This window comes from Pseudomonas putida group bacterium ESBL64 (assembly GCF_045277175.1).
Taxonomy (GTDB): domain Bacteria; phylum Pseudomonadota; class Gammaproteobacteria; order Pseudomonadales; family Pseudomonadaceae; genus Aquipseudomonas; species Aquipseudomonas alloputida.
In genome coordinates this window covers 3,501,440-3,517,930 of the sequence record NZ_CP145799.1, presented here as the reverse complement: position 1 = coordinate 3,517,930, position 16,491 = coordinate 3,501,440, and the positions used below count along the sequence as shown (strand labels likewise).

The 16,491-nt window shown below is 62.7% G+C and carries 12 protein-coding genes; 2 read left to right on the top strand and 10 right to left on the bottom strand.

Annotated features, from left to right (window positions below; translation table 11 throughout):
* Positions 1-17: 17 nt before the first annotated feature.
* The 8 genes from V6093_RS16110 to V6093_RS16075 all read right to left on the bottom strand — a co-directional run bounded on the left by V6093_RS16110 (position 18) and on the right by V6093_RS16075 (position 11,360).
* Complete coding sequence (locus tag V6093_RS16110; RefSeq protein ID WP_406669555.1) at positions 18-2,804, bottom strand: dermonecrotic toxin domain-containing protein; 2,787 nt, start codon at positions 2,802-2,804, stop codon at positions 18-20.
* A 67-nt stretch (positions 2,805-2,871) separates the two neighbouring features.
* Positions 2,872-3,057: a hypothetical protein gene (locus V6093_RS16105; RefSeq protein ID WP_019750253.1), complete on the bottom strand. Its 186-nt coding sequence runs from the start codon at positions 3,055-3,057 to the stop codon at positions 2,872-2,874.
* Positions 3,054-4,166 carry a PepSY domain-containing protein gene (locus V6093_RS16100; protein WP_047603142.1) on the bottom strand — a complete coding sequence of 371 codons (1,113 nt, stop codon included), beginning with the start codon at positions 4,164-4,166 and terminating at the stop codon, positions 3,054-3,056. Before V6093_RS16100 ends, V6093_RS16105 begins: the two co-directional genes overlap by 4 nt.
* A gap of 56 nt (positions 4,167-4,222) precedes the next feature.
* A complete protein-coding gene (locus V6093_RS16095) occupies positions 4,223-6,655 on the bottom strand; it encodes a TonB-dependent siderophore receptor (RefSeq protein ID WP_003255632.1) in 2,433 nt (810 codons plus the stop codon).
* Between the two features lie 385 nt (positions 6,656-7,040).
* Entirely contained in the window at positions 7,041-7,997 is a 957-nt protein-coding gene (locus V6093_RS16090; RefSeq protein WP_003255630.1) for a FecR domain-containing protein, read from the bottom strand.
* Positions 7,994-8,512, bottom strand: coding sequence for an RNA polymerase sigma factor (locus tag V6093_RS16085; RefSeq protein ID WP_003255629.1), 519 nt, complete (start codon positions 8,510-8,512; stop codon positions 7,994-7,996). The genes V6093_RS16090 and V6093_RS16085 overlap by 4 nt, the downstream gene beginning before the upstream one ends.
* A gap of 203 nt (positions 8,513-8,715) precedes the next feature.
* On the bottom strand, positions 8,716-9,426 hold the full coding sequence (locus tag V6093_RS16080) for a PolC-type DNA polymerase III (RefSeq protein ID WP_004577114.1): 711 nt from the start codon (positions 9,424-9,426) through the stop codon (positions 8,716-8,718).
* On the bottom strand, positions 9,423-11,360 hold the full coding sequence (locus V6093_RS16075; RefSeq protein ID WP_406669554.1) for a putative nucleotidyltransferase substrate binding domain-containing protein: 1,938 nt from the start codon (positions 11,358-11,360) through the stop codon (positions 9,423-9,425). Before V6093_RS16075 ends, V6093_RS16080 begins: the two co-directional genes overlap by 4 nt.
* Before the next feature lie 116 nt (positions 11,361-11,476).
* Between V6093_RS16075 and V6093_RS16070 the strand changes: the two genes are divergently transcribed.
* Positions 11,477-12,022: a response regulator gene (locus tag V6093_RS16070; protein ID WP_011953277.1), complete on the top strand. Its 546-nt coding sequence runs from the start codon at positions 11,477-11,479 to the stop codon at positions 12,020-12,022.
* A gap of 43 nt (positions 12,023-12,065) precedes the next feature.
* Here V6093_RS16070 and V6093_RS16065 read toward each other — a convergent pair whose 3' ends face one another.
* Positions 12,066-14,243, bottom strand: a complete 2,178-nt coding sequence (locus V6093_RS16065) for a malate synthase G (RefSeq protein ID WP_003255621.1) — start codon at positions 14,241-14,243, stop codon at positions 12,066-12,068.
* Between the two features lie 449 nt (positions 14,244-14,692).
* Between V6093_RS16065 and V6093_RS16060 the strand changes: the two genes are divergently transcribed.
* Positions 14,693-15,211: a glycine cleavage system protein R gene (locus tag V6093_RS16060; protein ID WP_003255620.1), complete on the top strand. Its 519-nt coding sequence runs from the start codon at positions 14,693-14,695 to the stop codon at positions 15,209-15,211.
* A 328-nt stretch (positions 15,212-15,539) separates the two neighbouring features.
* Here the strand turns inward: V6093_RS16060 and rarD are convergent, their stop codons facing one another.
* Positions 15,540-16,427, bottom strand: a complete 888-nt coding sequence (gene rarD / locus V6093_RS16055; RefSeq protein WP_003255619.1) for an EamA family transporter RarD — start codon at positions 16,425-16,427, stop codon at positions 15,540-15,542.
* Between the last annotated feature and the right edge of the window lie 64 nt (positions 16,428-16,491).

The window sequence follows — 16,491 nt, the reverse complement described above, 5'->3', positions numbered from 1 at the left end:
GCCGCCGGTTCCGGCTGTCAGTGGGCCGGCGGTGGTTGATCTGGCAGTGTCAGCCAGTCACTGCTGCGCCCTGCCTGGCGAACGCGTATCAGCCACTGGCCGTTTTCGTGGCGCAGCACCGCCCACGGCACCACGCCGGCGTCGCTGGCGATGGCAAGCTGCAAGTGGTAATGATCCGGCAGCAGGTGGCGGCGCACAGGCAACTGCCCGTCCTCGAGCGCCAGGTACAGCTGATCGTCAGCTTGAAAAAGCCCTTGTTCGATGTTTACCGGCAGGCCGTCCACAGGCGTTTGCAGATAGCAGTCCTGCAGTAATTGTGTCAGGTCGGGTAGCCCGTCGTACCAGAGCACCGGTGAGTCGATGACCCACTGCCCGTCGGCTTTGCGCTTGAGCGGTTGCTGCAGATAGGCATCTGGCTGGTCAGGGTCGATGGCTCGCCAGCGGTAGCCGTCGAAGCTGACCCGGTAATAGCGGTTGTCGTTGTCCTTGACGAAGTACAGTGATTGCCCACCAAACGCCGAGCTTTGCTCGTAGACACCTTCACCGTAGATACCGTCTATGCGATAGCGCAGGCTGCTGCTGCCCGATTGTACCTGGAGGCGTGCGGGCAGCGGCAGTGGCGGTGGTTTGGGGATCCCGCGCAGGGATCGGCGTAGCACTCTGGAACCCAGAAAACTGGTACCCGCATCGTTGAGGTGGCTAAGCGCCTGATAGGCATGCCGCATCACCCCTTCGACATCCTCTTGCTTGAAGGCCTCGGCGCCGTCCCAGATGTCGATTGCCATGCGGCTGATCGACAGCACCAGCAGCGCACGGTTCGGCAGCAGCAGGCTGATGAAGTCCAGCAAGCGCCAGCTCAACGCCATGACCGATTCCGTATTCACTTCCCTGGTCGTCATGCTGTCGGCGTCGGCTTGGGCAATCAATGCTCGGGCCTCGGCCATGTAGTAGACGAAGAACAGGTCGTCCTGGATCTCGGGTGTCGTCAAATGTGTGCTCATGCGACCCTTCTCCAGCAGCCGCTGCACCGTGACGGCTGGCAGCAATGGCAGGCGCTGGGCTACGTATGCTCTCAACGTGGGCTGTTGGCGCAATGTGCGAAGCAGTTCGCGGGTTGTTCGAAAACGGCGCCAGGCCCTGCGGTCCGGGGCATCCGGGGTGTACAGCACGCATGCCGGAGACTTGTAGGGGAGGCTGTTGAGCAGAAGCACGCCCTGCAGGGTATGGCCCATGATGTTCAACTGCCGAACAGTGACCGGGTAGCCTGCTACTGGCGCACGCAAGGCATTGTGTGGTTGGTCCAGCACTGCGCGCACCCAGTTGTAGCCATGTTCGAAAGGGTCTTCGCCAAAGTGTCCGGCGTAGCGCGCCTTCACGGCTTCAGCGTGCATGCGTGCACGGTTGACCTTGCTGTGCGCAGTCAGGCGCCATTTGCCTGCTCTGGAACTGATCAGTTGGGTGTGCAGGTACTTTGCGTAGCTGTCACCCACGTTCAGTTCCCGGACCATGTGCTTGACATACTGCGGCGTGAGCCCGGCGGGCATGGCTTTGCCGTGGGCATGGATCACCCGGGCAGTCAGCCAGTAGTCGGTATCGAACCACGGCAAGTTCTTGAGGGCGATCTCTTCGAGGGTGTTGATTTCCTCGACCATTTCCACCATCTCGTGGCCCACGCGTCGCATGCCTACATAGGTGACATAGGATGAGAGGGCGAAGGGATGCATGATGGCGCCCGTGCGGCGGGCGCGCACGACGATGATCTTGATCTCGCGAGGATCTGTGTCGTATCCCAGGTCATGGCTCAGGCGCTCGCGAAGGCGTGCGTTGGCCCAGGCCAGCAGGCTATTGCGTTGTTTGAAGTCGTTAAGGCTCAGCACTCCCGGGGCAGCAGCCTGCTCGGCGATTGCCACCAGCGTTTGCATGGCCTGCATCATATGGCTCAGGCCTTGCGCAGATGTATTGCGCAGCCAGTTGGGCAGATTCTTCTCAAGCAATTGAGAGTAGCGTGTTTGCAGGATGGGTTTGGCGCCGACTTCGGGCCATAGCGCCAGGGCTTTATGTATTCGGGTGTGCTGGTCGGGTGAGCCGTTGCTCCACAAGCCGGTGTCACTCAGGCGTTGGCGTTGGGCTTCTATCACACTGTCGATCTGGGCCTCCAGCAGGCTGTCGGCGTACCAGTCATAGCGCAGGCGCTGTGACCGGCGAGCGCGGTCCGCCTGCGTGTCAGTGTACAGATGCAGCAGCGGTCTGCTCTGGAGTGGGTCTTCCAGGCGTTCGCAAAGCTCCTGGTGCAGTGCGCCCAAGGAGTCGAAAGCCTCGATGCCTTGTGACAGGCTGCACAGCAAAGCAGCGCCTGCGGCATCCTGAGGCGTGAGCATAGGGCCTTCGGCGGTACCGGCAACGATGATCAGTGTGCCTGGCAGGTAGCTTCGCCAGTTGGGCCGTAGGCCTTCCAGCAGAACGCGGTAGACCTGTGGCCTTTTGGCCAGGGGCATATGCCTGCGCTGGGAGGGTAGTGGCTGTTGCAGGCAGGCCCATAGTTGATCGGCTGAGCGGTAGCCCAAGGTCTCGTCGCCCAGGCGCAGTTCAACCTCGGCCAGCATCAGCGCCTTGCGCAGTGCCAGCAGCTTTTGTCTGGGGGTTTCGCCTTGCTCATCGGCCGTGGTCCAGAAGCTGGCCAGTTCGCCGTGCAGCCAGGTGCGCGTGTCGGGGTTGATGGGGTGTTGAAGGTCGAGGGTCGGAAGGCCGTCGAGCAAGTCACCGATTTGTCGGTCGATCTGTTCCAGTTGTTCGAGGGGGCGCATGGGGCGGTTCCTTGGTTGAGGAAAACCCCATGCTTGGCAATACCTGCGGTTGCGGGGTGGTAGCGGGCTAGCGCCCCCGACGCCAGAGCAGCCCGCGCAGGCTCAGCAGGGCCGGTAGGCCCAGGCCGGCCCATGCCAGAACGTCCCAGCCACCGTCGCCGAGCAGTGCGGCGAACAGGCCCAGAAAGCCAAGCAGGGCAATCAACACTGGCCAGGCGAAGAGGCGCGCAGTGGGTTGCGACCTGTGGCTCATGCGCGTGCCTCCCTGGGTTTGCGCTGCTTGCCCCACCACAGGTAGAGGCCGCTGCCGAGCACGATGATTGTCAGCACGTCCAGTAACGCCCAGAGGATCTGCATCGGTCGCCCGCCGTAATCGCCGAAATGCAGTGGCTGCGACAGGCCCATGGCATCCATGTACCAGGGACGGTTGCCGACGGCAGTCACTTCAAGGGTGCGAGCATCGATCAGTACCGGTGTGAACAGGTGCGAACTCAGGTGGGTGGCACCGTTCATGAACACCGCATAGTGGTGCTCGCTGGAGAAACGCGTGCCAGGAAACGCGATGAAGTCCGGGCGCATGCCGGGTGTGGCCCGCTCGGCAATTTCCAGCAGGCGAGAGGCTGGGGCGCGCTCGACGAGCGGCGGGGCGTCGCGGTAGGGGGCAACCATCGCAGCCAGGCTGTCGTTGCGCCAGGCTGCGATGACCAGGTCGGACAGGGCACTGATTACCCCGGTCACGCTCACCGTCAATGCCCAGGCCAGGGTGACCACGCCGATCAGGTTGTGCAGGTCGAGCCAGCGCAGGCGGCGGGACTTCTTGTGGCGTACGGTGCCGAATTCCAGGCGGCGCATGAACGGCGCATAGAGCACGGTGCCGGAGACAATCGCGACAATGAACAATACGCCCATGAAGGCCAGCAGCAGCTTGCCCGGCAGGCCTGCGAACATGTCCACATGCAGGCGCAGCATCACCATCATGAAACCGCCGTTGGCGGCCGGCATGGCCACCGCCTCGCCGGTGCGTGCATCGAGCATGAAGGTGTGCGACAGGTTGGGGTCGGTGCCGGCGGTGGCGGCGGTAATGGCGACCACGCCGTTGGGCTCGTCTTCATCGTAGCCGAAGTACTGCATGACCTCGCCGGGGCGATGTTGTTCGGCCTTGAGCACCAGTTGCTGCAGGTCGAGGTGCGGGGTGCCTGCCGGCATTTCACGCAGTTCAGGGGCGTCGCCTAGCAGGTGTTCGAGTTCGTGGTGGAAGATCAGCGGCAGGCCGGTGACTGCCAGCAACAGCAGAAACAGGGTACAGACCAGGCTGCTCCAGGTGTGGATCAAGGACCAGCGGCGGATGGTGGGGCTCTTCATCACGGTACCGATTGTTGTCGGTTGGAACCCGGGGCCGCAAGGCGGCCCCAGCTCACTCAGAACTTGTAAGTGGCGCTGGCGACAACGCTGCGCTCATCGCCGTAGTAGCAGTAGTACGCGTCACAAGTAGAGAGGTAGTCCTTGTTCAGCAGGTTGGTGGCGGTGACCGCGACCGACGCGCCCTTCAGGCTGCCGTTCAGGCGACCCAGGTCGTAATGCACCGACCCGTCGAAGACGGTGTAGGCCTTGGCCTTGCCCAGGTAGGTATTGCCTTGGTCGCCGTAGGTATTACCGGTATAACGCGCGCCCAGCCCGATGCCGAATCCGTCGAGTACGCCTGAGTGCCAGGTGTAGTCGCCCCAGATGGACGCTTGCTGGTTAGGCATCAGTTGCAGGCGGTTACCTTTGAAATCGCCATCCTGCACCTCGGACTTGGCCAGGGTGTAGGCGGCAATCACCTTCAGGTTGTCGGTCACATCGGAAACCGCTTCCAGCTCAAGGCCGCGGACTTTCACTTCACCGGTCTGGCTGGTGATGGTCACACCACCGACCGTGTTGGTGACCGAGACGTTTTTCTGAGTCAGGTCGTACACGGCTGCCGACAACAGGGTGTTGGACCCCGGCGGCTGATACTTCACGCCCAGCTCCCACTGTTTGCCTTCGGTGGGCTTGAACGAGTCCGAGGCCGACACACTGGCATTGCTGGACGGCTGGAACGACTCGGCATAGGACAGGTACGGCACGAAGCCCGAGTCGAACACGTAGCTGATGGCTGCGTTGCCGCTGAACTTCTTGTCCCGCTGGGTATTGGTGGCATCGCCCTGGTTGAAGAACTTGGTGCCGGTGTGCACCCAGTCTTCACGACCGCCCAGGGTCAGGCGCCAGTTACCAAGCGCCATCTGGTCCTGCACATACAGGCCGGTCTGACGGGTTTTCTGGTTGTAGTCGTAAAACGCGGTCGAGCGATCCGGGCGAGTGATCGGCAGCCCGTAGACCGGGTTGTTGACGTTGCTGTCCGGCACGGTGAAGTCGAAGATCGACAGGTAGTTGGTGTTGATGCGCTGGTGGTCCAGACCGATCAACAGCGTGTGGTTGATGTCCCCGGTAGCGAAGTCCGCCTGGAAGTTGTTGTCCACCGCGAACTGGCTGATGTCTTCATCGGTGTTGGTGGACATGCGGCTGACAGTGCCATCGTCTTTGACCGGGCCGCCGGGCTCGTAGTAACTGCCAGGGGTGATGGTCTGGAACGACAGGTCTGACTTGGTGTAGCGCAGGTTCTGGCGGAACTGCCAGACGTCGTTGATGCGGTGTTCGAAGGCGTAACCCAGCGCGTAGTAAGTACGGTCGTAGAACTCGTAATCCGGGTCACCCAGGTTCTTGTGGTGCGAGATCTTGCCGAACGGCATGTCGATCTTGGTGCCCTGGATGGGCCGGAATTGGCTGGTGGCACCGGTATCGTCACGGGTGAACTGGGTCAGGAAGGTCAGCGTCGTGTCTTCGTCAATGTTCCAGGTCAGGCTTGGGGCAATGTTGTAGCGCTTGTTGTCGATGTGGTCGATCTGGGTGCCACTGTCACGGATAACGCCACTGACGCCATAGAGAAAGCGACCTTCATCGTCGATCTTGCCGGTGCTGGCGAAGTTGATCTGGCGATGGTTGTCGCTGCCGTATTGAAGCTCGATTTCGTGAGCGCTTTCCGCTTGCGGACGGCGGCTGACCATGTCCAGCAGGCCGCCAGGTGGGGTCTGGCCGTAGATCGAAGAGGCCGGGCCGCGCAGCAGGGCGAGGCGGTCGAGGTTCCAGGTTTCGGCTTTCGGGTTGGCGTACACGCCGCGTGGCAGCGGCAGCCCATCGAGGAATTGCGTTGGTTCGAAGCCGCGCACGCGCATCCAGTCATACCGCGTATCGCTGCCGAAGCTGGCGGAGACGATACCTGGCATATAGCGCACTGCATCATCCAGGCTGTGTACACCGCGGTCTTTCATTTGCTCGCGGGTGGCCACAGAGATGGAGCGGGGGACCTCCACAAGTGCCGTGTCAGTCTTGGTGCCAGCAGCAGTGCGCTTGGCCACGTAGCCTTCAACCGGGCCCCAGGCGCTTTCGCTGGCGCTGGTGGCATTCACGGTGGTTTCCGGCAAGGCCAGTGTGCCATCCGGCACGGCCACCAGGCTGTAGCTGCCCGCACTGCTCTGCTGCAACTGCAGGCCGGTACCGCTCAGGGCGGCTTGCAGGGCGCCCAGGCCGTCGTATTGGCCGCTTACCGGGGCCGAGGTGCGTCCGCTGACCAGTGCCGGGTCGATGGCCAAGGCAATGCCGGCCTGGCTGGCGATCTGGTTGAGGGTGGTGGCCAGTGGCGCGCTGGGCAGGTTGTAGGCGCGCGACATGGATTGCTCGGCGGCGAACAAGGCAGGGCTGGTCAGCGGGGCAGCCAGGCCGATGGCCAGGGCCATCAGGCTGGGGCGCAGAATATGATCAACGGCACGGGACATGCGGCGGTTCCTCGACGGGTAAGTGCTTGCTGCTTCCTTGCCGAGCGAGATCTGAAAAGTGACAGGGTGAATCTGAAAAATATTGAGAATTATTTAAAAGAGGGTTTGCCAGCACCGGCCTCTTCGCGGGTGAACCCGCTCCTACGACGACCGTGATGTGTGCCCACCACCGTGGTAGGAGCGGGTTTACCCGCGAATACGGTGGTGGCGGCAACGGTGAACGGCGGGTGGAAATTGGCCAGCAGGCCCGGCCTCTTCGCGGGTGAACCCGCTCCTACGACGACCGTGATGTGTGCCCACCACCGTGGTAGGAGCGGGTTTACCCGCGAATACGGTGGTGGCGGCAATGGTGAACGGCGGGTGGAAATTGGCCAGCAGGCCCGGCCTATTTGGACGTGACGTTCACCCACCACTGCGTATGCCGCTCGATCTTCACCGGCAACGCCGGCACCAGCGAGGCCAGCGCCAGGTCGGTGTTGGTCAGCGGGAAGCTGCCGGTCACACGCAGGTCGGCGACCTTGGCATCCACCCCGAGGTAGCCGCTGCGGTACTGGCCCAGTGTGGCGAGCAGGTCGCCCAGGCGTACGTTGTCGACCACCAGCATGCCGCGGGTCCAGGCATCGGCACCGGCAGGCACCGTGCCAACCTCGCCGAGGCCGTTGGCGTTCATCAACACCTGCTGGCCTTCGCGCAGCACCTGTTCGTCGCCGCTGTTATGCGGCATGGCGGCGACCGAGGCTTGCAGCACTTCCAGGCGCGTACCGCCGGCTTCGCGGCGCACCAGGAAGCGCGTGCCCAGTGGCCGCAAGCGACCGTCTTCAGTGCGTACCAGCAGCGGGCGCGAGTCCTGGTGGCCGGTTTCGACCGAGATTTCGCCTTGGTGCAGCACGATCACCCGTTGCGCGCCGGCGTAGTCGATGTCCACGGCGGTGTGGGTGTTCAGGCTCAGCAGTGTGCCGTCTTCCAGGCGCAAGGTACGCAACTCTCCCGTGGCGGTGCGCTGGTCGGCCAGCCAGTAGCTGGGTGCCAGCGACGGGGCGCCGCCCCATGCCAGCAGCGCGCCGAGCAGAAACGTGCCAGCCAGCCCGCCGCCAACCTTGCCAATGCGTCGCCGCAGGCTGGCGCGTGATTGCAGCAGCGCCTGGCGTGCCGGGCCAGCCGCCGCGCTAACGCGTTGGTCCATGGCGCCGAGCTGGCGCCAGGCACGTGCGTGCTCTTCGCTGGCGGCATGCCAGCGCATGAATTCATTGCGCTCATCAGGCGTGCTGCTGCTGTCGCCGAGGCTGAGTTTCCAGGCAATCGCGGCTTCCAGGACCCGGGACGAAACCGGGACGTTGCTCACGTCGGCTCCCCATACAGGGCTACATAGCACTGGCGCATCCCTTGGGCGATGTACTGGCGCACCCGCGACACCGAAACGCCAAGGCGCTCGGCAATCTCGGCATGGCCCATGCCGTCCAGGCGGCTGTGCAGAAACGCCGCGCGAGCCTTGCTCGACAGCTTGCCGAGCAGGCGGTCGATGGCTTTGAGGTCTTCAAGGATCAGGTGCTGCATTTCTGGCGAGGGCTGTTCGGCTTCAGGGATCAATGCCAGTTCGGCCAGGTAGGCTTGTTCCAGCGCGGTGCGACGGAAGTGGTCGAACATCAGCCCCTTGGCCACGGCGGCCAGAAACGCGCGGGGTTCGCGGGGTGTCTCCAGTTGCTCACGACCAAGCAGGCGCACGAAGGTGTCCTGGCTCAGGTCTTCGGCACGTTGGCGGCAGGCCATGCTGCGTTGCAGCCAGGCGAGCAGCCAGCCGCGGTGGTCGCGGTACAGCGCACCGACCAGATCGGCGTGTGGGCTTTGTGCAGAAGACAAGCAGCGTCCCCCCGGAACGAATGCATTAACTAACGATAATTATTCTCGATTGTTGCAGAGGGGAGGGGGTGGGTGCAATGGACGCTTATCGGATTGCCATCATGGGGCTTGGTTTGAGTTATGTGGCGCCGGTGGGATCGAGCTTGCTCGCGATGCGCCGCACGGGCGGCGCTCGATCTCACCGGCGCTGCAAATCCCACGCCCTACAAACCATGACTCTGCATCTTGCGCCGTCGCCACCCGCGCAACCGTTGCTCCAGCTGCAGCGGGCTGTCCAGCTGCTGGCGCCGGGCCTGGCTGAACAGGATCAGCGCAAGCTCTGCGGTCACCTGGGCATCGGCACTGGCATGATGGCGTTCTTCAACCTGCAAGCCAAACCGTGCCACCCAGTCATCCAGCCCGGCCTCGCGCAGTACCGTGTCTGGGTTGAGCATCGGTGCCAGTTCGGCAACGTCGAGGAACATTGACTGCAAGCGATGCCCAAGGGTCTCTTTCAGCGCACGGGCCAGCATGCGCTGGTCGAATGACGCGTGAAACGCCAGCACCGGGCTGTTGCCAATGAAATCGAGTAAATCCAGCAAGGCCTCGGCCGGGTCGCAACCGGCAGCCAATGCGCTGGGGCCCAAGCCGTGGATCAGTACGCTGGCGTTGGTCTTCTGCAAAGGCCGGTGCAATGTGCGTTCGAACTGCTGGGCAAAGTCGATGGCACCGTCCTCGATGGCCACCGCCCCAATCGACAGTACCTGATCACGGTTGGGGTTGAGCCCGCTGGTTTCCAGGTCCAGCACCACCCAGCGCTGCTCACGCAGGGTACATACCCCCAGCGGCACGGGCTTGGGCAACCGGGCCAGGCGCTGGCGCTTGGCGTGGTCCAGCTCGGGCGCGCTGGGGCGCAGCCAGGCGAACAGGCTCACAACTGGTACCTCAAGGCCAGGCTGCTTTGCAGGCGCTGGGCCTGGCGCAGCGACTCGCGCAGGATGCGCCGGTCCAGGTGGTTGAGGCTGTCCGGGTCGACCCGGTTGGAGTAAGGCAGGTTGTCGCGTATCTGGCGCTGGTGCTGCTGCATGCGGGTTTGCTGGATGAAGTGGTAGGCCTCTTCATAGGCGGCGCCGTCCAACGGCTCGATCACGCCCTTGGCCACCAGTTGGCGTAGGCGCTCCAGGGTATTGCAGGCTGCTATGCCATTGGCCAGGGCCAGCAAACGGGCACCATCCACGAAGGGCGTCAGGCCCTGGACCTTGAGGTCGAGGGTCGCCGCCTTGTCGTTGCCCTGGCGTGTCAGCACGAACTCGCGCAACCGGCCCACCGGCGGGCGTTGGCGCAGGGCGTTGTCAGCCATCATGCGCTGGAAGATGCGGTTGTCGGCTACCTGTGCCAGCAGGCCTTGGCGCAGCTGCTCGCAGCCTTGCTCGTCGCCCCACACCACCCGCAGGTCGAAGTAGATGCTCGAGCCCAACAGGTTCTCCGGGCTGGCTTCGCGAACAAACCCGGCAAAGCGCCGCGCCCACTCGCTGCGCGACAGGCACAGTTCGGGGTTGCCGGCCATGACGTTACCCATGCACAGGGTGAAACCGCACTGGGCCAGGCATTGGTTGATGTATTGCGCCAGCGGCAGCAGGCGAGCGCGGATCGCGTCGGCCTCGGCGCCGTCGACTGCTTCGAAGAGGATGCCGTTGTCCTGGTCGGTGTGCAGGGTCTGCTCGCGTCGCCCTTCGCTGCCAAAGCACAGCCAGCTGAACGGCACGCCCGGGTCGCCACGTTCGGCCAGGGTCAGTTCGATGACCCGGCACACGGTATGGTCGTTGAGCAAGGTAATGATCTGGGTGATCTGCGTCGACGATGCGCCATGGGCCAGCATGCGTTCTACAAGCTGGCTGATTTCGCCGCGCAGCGAAACCAGCGTATCCAGGCGTGGCGCATGGCGTATGGTGCGCGCCAGGTGAACCAGATCGACCCGTTGCAGGGAGAACAGGTCGCGCTCGGAAACCACCCCGCACAGGCGACCGTTTTCCACCAGGCAGACATGGGCAATATGCCGCTCGGTCATGGCCATGGCGGCATCGAAGGCGCTGGCCTGGGGTGGGAGGTAGAACGGTTTGGCGGTCATGTGCTGGTCGATGGCGGCGCCCAGGTCGGCATCTACTGTCGCCACCACCTGGCGCAGGTCGCGCAAGGTGAAGATACCGATGGGGTAGCGCTGCGGGTCGACCACCACGATGCTGCCCACCTGTTGCTCGTGCATCAGCCGCACGGCTTCGCGCAGGGGCGTATGGGCGCTGCAGACCACCGGATGACGCATGGCCAGTTCACCCAGGGGGGTGTTCAGCGAGTATTGGGTGCCGAGGGTTTCCACAGCGCGCTGGCGTACTTGCTGATTGACCTGATCAAGCAGGCTGCTGACACCGCGCAGGGCAAAATCCCGAAACACTTCAGACATCGAGAACACGCGGATGAATGCGGCCTTGTTCAGTTGCAGGCAGAAGGTGTCTTCCCCGGCCAGGTGCTCGGTGCGGGTTGCCCGCTCACCCAGCAGGGCTGCCAGCGGGAAGCACTCCCCGCTGGTGATCTCGAACGTGGTTTCGACACCCGGTTTGGCCAGGTGCTGGCGCTCGCCAACCACGCGGCCCTGCTTGACGATGTAGAAGTGCTCGACCGGCCCGTCGGCAGGTTTGACGATGCTTTCACCGCAGGCGTAGAAGCGCAGCTGGCACTGCTCGACCAAGAAGGCCAGGTGGCTGTGCTCCATCTGATTGAACGGCGGAAAGCGCTGCAGGAACTGCAATGTGCCTTGGATGTTTTGCAGTACCGCTGTCTTGCCCGCCTGGCTGTAGGCGTCCTTTTTGCTCATGAAACTGACCGTATCGCTATGCCGAACTATATATATCTATATATAGGTACCGGCCATGTTGTTCTCTGCCTCCATGGTCGGCTTGCGGCGGGGTGGTGCCCATTGGACGTAAGTCTATGAGCGCCCTTGTCAAAGACCCGACGAAAGGCGAAACGGGTTACGCAAGTAATGCGGTCCTAATGCTGAAGCGGAATTATTTTGACGAGACAAGCATGCCCGAGCACACCGACATCCTGAGCGACGCCGAGCGCGAGGCCTTGGCCGTGATAAACCAAAGTGCGCCTGTGGAAGCCAGACCGTTGGTGCTGGTGGTGGATGACAACGCGGTGAACCGCGAGGCGCTGATCCTGTACCTGAAAAGCCGGGGCATTGATGCGGTGGGGGCGGATGGGGCCGAGGAAGCCAGGTTGTACCTGCACTACCAGAAGCGTATCGGGTTGATGATTACCGATTTGCGCATGCAGCCTGAAAGTGGACTGGACTTGATCAGGACAATTCGCGCGTCGGAGCGGGCGGCGTTGTCGATCATTGTGGTGTCGGGTGACACCGATGTGGAAGAAGCAGTGGATGTGATGCACCTGGGGGTGGTGGACTTCCTGCTCAAACCGGTGGATTTGGGCAAGCTGTTGGAGCTGGTGAGGAAAGAACTGAAAATGGGTTAATGCGCCAGGGGGCTGCAAAACGGCCCCCTGGCGCAGATGTTACTTACAACCCGTTACGCGCCTTGAACTCGCGGCGACGGCGGTGCAGTACCGGTTCGGTATAACCGTTCGGTTGCTTGCCACCTTCCACCACCAGTTCCACAGCCGCCTGGAACGCCACGTTGTCGTCGAAGTTCGGCGCCATCGGGCGGTACAGGGCGTCGCCAGCGTTCTGCTGATCGACCACCACGGCCATGCGCTTGAGGCTTTCCAGCACCTGCTCCTGGCTGACCACGCCGTGGCGCAGCCAGTTGGCCAGCAGCTGGGCAGAGATGCGCAGGGTGGCACGGTCTTCCATCAGGCCGACGTTGTTGATGTCCGGCACCTTCGAGCAACCCACGCCCTGGTCGATCCAACGCACCACGTAGCCGAGAATGCCCTGGGCGTTGTTGTCCAGCTCGTTGCGGATCTCTTCGGCCGACCAGTTGGTGTCGGCAGCCAGCGGAATGGCCAGAATGTCGTCCACCGACGCCGGGGTACGTGAAGCCAGTTCACGCTGGCGCGCCTGTACGTCCACCTTGTGGTAGTGCAGGGCGTGCAGGGTGGCGGCAGTTGGCGACGGTACCCAAGCGGTGTTGGCACCGGCCAGCGGGTGGGCGATCTTCTGCTCGAGCATGGCGGCCATCAGGTCAGGCATGGCCCACATGCCTTTGCCGATCTGCGCACGGCCTTGCAGGCCGGTGGCCAGGCCAACGTCGACGTTGTTGTTTTCGTAGGCGCCGATCCACTTCTCGTTCTTCATGGCACCTTTGCGCACCACGGCGCCGGCTTCCATCGAGGTGTGGATTTCATCGCCAGTGCGGTCAAGGAAGCCGGTGTTGATGAACGCCACGCGCTCGGCGGCTGCCTTGATGCAGGATTTGAGGTTGACCGTGGTACGGCGTTCCTCGTCCATGATGCCGACCTTGACGGTGTTGCGCGGCATGCCCAGCAGGTCTTCGACCTGGCTGAAGATCTCGGCGGCGAAGGCCACTTCCTCAGGGCCGTGCATCTTCGGCTTGACGATGTACACGCTGCCGCTGCGGGTATTCTTGCGGCTGGTGTTGCCGTTGAGGTTGTGCAGGGCGATCAGGTTGGTGAACAGCCCGTCCTGGATACCTTCGGGGATTTCGTTGCCTTGGGCATCGAGGATCGCCGGGTTGGTCATCAGGTGGCCAACGTTGCGCACGAACAGCAACGAACGACCGTGCAGGGTCACGCTGCCGCCGTTAGGCGCCGCGTACTCGCGGTCCGGGTTCATGGTGCGGGTGAAGGTTTTGCCACCCTTGCTCACGCTTTCGGCCAGGTCGCCTTTCATCAAGCCCAGCCAGTTGCGGTAGACGATGACTTTGTCGTCAGCGTCTACGGCTGCAACCGAGTCTTCGCAGTCCATGATGGTGGTCAGTGCCGACTCCATCAGGATGTCTTTGACGCCAGCGGCGTCGGTGCTGCCGACGGGGGTGCTGGCATCGACCTGGATTTCGAAGTGCAGGCCGTTGTGCTTGAGTAACACGGCAGTCGGCGCGGCGGCGTCGCCGTGGAAGCCGATCAGTTGCGCATCGTCGCGCAGGCCGCTGTTGCTGCCGCCTTTCAAGGCAACAACCAGCTTGCCGCCTTCGATGCGGTAGCCCGTGGAGTCAACGTGCGAGCCGGCGGCCAGTGGCGCGGCTTCGTCGAGGAAGGCGCGGGCGAAGGCGATGACCTTGTCGCCGCGTACCTTGTTGTAACCCTGGCCTTTTTCGGCGCCGCCTTCATCGCTGATGGCGTCGGTGCCGTAAAGGGCGTCGTACAGCGAACCCCAGCGGGCGTTGGCGGCGTTCAGGGCGAAGCGGGCGTTCATCACCGGCACGACCAGTTGTGGGCCGGCCATGTGGGCGATTTCTTCGTCCACGTTCTGGGTGGTGGCCTGGAAATCGTCGGCTTGTGGCAGCAGGTAGCCGATTTCCTGGAGGAATGCTTTGTAGGCTGCGGCGTCGTGGGCCTGGCCTTTGCGTGCCTGGTGCCAGGCGTCGATCTTGGCTTGCAGCTCGTCGCGCTTGGCGAGCAGGGCTTTGTTCTTTGGAGCGAGGTCATTGATGATCTTCTCTGCACCCGCCCAGAACTGCTCGGCGACGATGCCGGTCCCGGGGATGGCTTCGTTGTTCACGAAGTCGTACAGGACCTTGGCGACCTGAAGGCCACCGACTTGAACGTATCCAGTCATTGCTTGCCTCACTCTGCTCAGCTATTTCGCTCTTCTGTATTAAGCCTGTAGCGCTTCTCTAAACACGGCACCAGTGCATGCTCCCGGTTTTGCTCGGGGGCGGCTGGGTGCGGCCTGCCAGACAGGCTGGCGGGCAGTGTGCGTATTTTCACAGGCGCCTTGGCAGACATCCAAACGACGTTTTGTAGTCCGCGCCACGGGATACTACATGAAGCAGTAGGCGGGGCAAAATCAGACTAAAAGCGCCGTTATGCGACCCGTTGGTCGCGTATGGTCACGCTGGGAGAGGGTATGTTCGCAAAAAACAGGTGGATTGTTCCAGATAAATCTTGAAACAGTACACGATTGGCTGTGCAGATTGCCCTGCGGCAGGTTGCCGCGCCTTGCCTATACTGACTCGATCCCCCGATTTTCTGCCGCCCGGCGCGGTCCGACACGAGGAAGGGCTTGTGGATCATCTTGTACTGACTGTAATTGCCCCTGACAAGGCCGGCCAGGTCGAACGTATTGCCCAGTGCATCGCCGACCACAGTGGTAACTGGCTGGAAAGCCGCATGTCGCGTATGGCCGGGCAGTTTGCTGGCATTCTGCGGGTGGCGGTGCCGGCAGAGAATTACGCCGAGCTTGTGGCCTCGCTGCAGGGGCTGGCCAGGTATGACATTCGCGTGCTGATTGCCGAGAGTGGGATCGAGCCGTCGTGCACCTGGAAGCCAATTGCCATGGAGCTGGTGGGTAACGACCGGCCGGGGATCGTGCGGGACATTACCCGCTTGCTGGCCGAGTTGCAGGTAAACGTCGAGCGGTTTTCCACAGACGTGCAGCCGGCGCCGATGAGCAGTGAGCCGTTGTTCCACGCCGACGCATTGCTGGCGTTGCCGTTGACCTTGCCGCTGGAAGAACTGCAGCAGCGGCTGGAGAGCCTGGCGGATGACTTGATGGTGGAGTTGAAGCTGCGGGCAGAGGATTGATCAGCGATTGCCGGGGCCGCTTTGCGGCCCTATCGCGACACAAGCCCGCTCCCACACGGTCCTGCGTACACCGGACAAATGTGGGGCGGCCTTGTGTTGCGAAGCGGCCATCTGCGGTTATCCCGATATCACGGGGAAGGCCCTGTGGATAACCTGGGGGTGTACCTCTCCAGCCCAGGTATCACGTGCCTTGTACTGTTTTGCTCAAAAAATGCTCAATTATCAGCAGCTTGTGCACAAAGCGCGGGGACGAGGGTGTGGATAACCTATGGAGATGTCTCTGCAGGCCAGGCGCTACATGGCCTGCAGATCTTTGATCGTTTTCTGATCAGCTACGTTTGCGCAAGTTCAGCCATGCATCGACGCTGTAAATCGCCAAACCTGCCCAGATGAACATGAAGGCCGCCAGGGTGCTCGACGACAAATGCTCATCGAACAGCACTACAGCCTGCAACAGCACCAAGGTCGGTGCCAGGTACTGCAGGAAGCCCAGCGTGGTGTACGGCAGGTGCCGTGCGGCGGCGTTGAAGCATACCAGCGGCACCAGCGTCACCGGCCCGGCCGCCATCAGCCACAGCGCCTCGCTGCTGGTATAGAACGCGCCCTGGGCACTCATCGCGGCCGGGTGCAGCAGCAGCCAGCCAAGGGCCAGCGGCACCAGCATCCAGGTTTCCACCACCAGGCCGGGCAGTGCCGCCACCGGCGCCTGCTTACGGATCAGCCCATAGAAGCCGAAGCTCAACGCCAGCACCAGTGACACCCACGGCAGGCTGCCCACTTGCCACACCTGCTGCGCCACACCCACGGCAGCCATGCCCACCGCCAGCCATTGCAGGCGGCGCAGGCGCTCGCCAAGAATCAGCATGCCCAGCAGTACGTTGATCAGTGGGTTGATGTAATAGCCCAGGCTGGCCTCGAGCATACGGCCGTTGTTCACCGACCACACGTAGGTCAGCCAGTTACCGGCGATCAGTGCCCCGCTCAGTGCCAGGATGCCCAGCCGGCGCGGGTTGTTGCGCAGTTCCCGCCACCAGCCGGGGTGTTTCCACACCAGTAGCAGCAGCGAGCCGAACAGTGCTGACCAGAGCACCCGGTGGACAATGATTTCCACCGCCGGGACGCTCTGGATTGCCTTGAAGTAGAGGGGGAAAAGGCCCCAGATGATGTAGGCGCTCAAGCCCAGTATGTATCCGCGACGCGGGTTTGCGGCGTGCATGCAGAATCCTTGCTTAGGTTGCTAAATAAAGCGACGCCTATTGTAGACAGAGGCGGGCGTGCTT

Bases quoted from the DNA above. Each gene is read 5' to 3' on its own strand.
- V6093_RS16110 (WP_406669555.1), bottom strand. From the start codon at position 2,804: ATGCGCCCCCTCGAACAACTGGAACAGATCGACCGACAAATCGGTGAC.
- V6093_RS16105 (WP_019750253.1), bottom strand. From the start codon at position 3,057: ATGAGCCACAGGTCGCAACCCACTGCGCGCCTCTTCGCCTGGCCAGTG.
- V6093_RS16100 (WP_047603142.1), bottom strand. From the start codon at position 4,166: ATGAAGAGCCCCACCATCCGCCGCTGGTCCTTGATCCACACCTGGAGC.
- V6093_RS16095 (WP_003255632.1), bottom strand. From the start codon at position 6,655: ATGTCCCGTGCCGTTGATCATATTCTGCGCCCCAGCCTGATGGCCCTG.
- V6093_RS16075 (WP_406669554.1), bottom strand. From the start codon at position 11,360: ATGAGCAAAAAGGACGCCTACAGCCAGGCGGGCAAGACAGCGGTACTG.
- V6093_RS16070 (WP_011953277.1), top strand. From the start codon at position 11,477: ATGAGCGCCCTTGTCAAAGACCCGACGAAAGGCGAAACGGGTTACGCA.
- V6093_RS16065 (WP_003255621.1), bottom strand. From the start codon at position 14,243: ATGACTGGATACGTTCAAGTCGGTGGCCTTCAGGTCGCCAAGGTCCTG.
- rarD (WP_003255619.1), bottom strand. From the start codon at position 16,427: ATGCACGCCGCAAACCCGCGTCGCGGATACATACTGGGCTTGAGCGCC.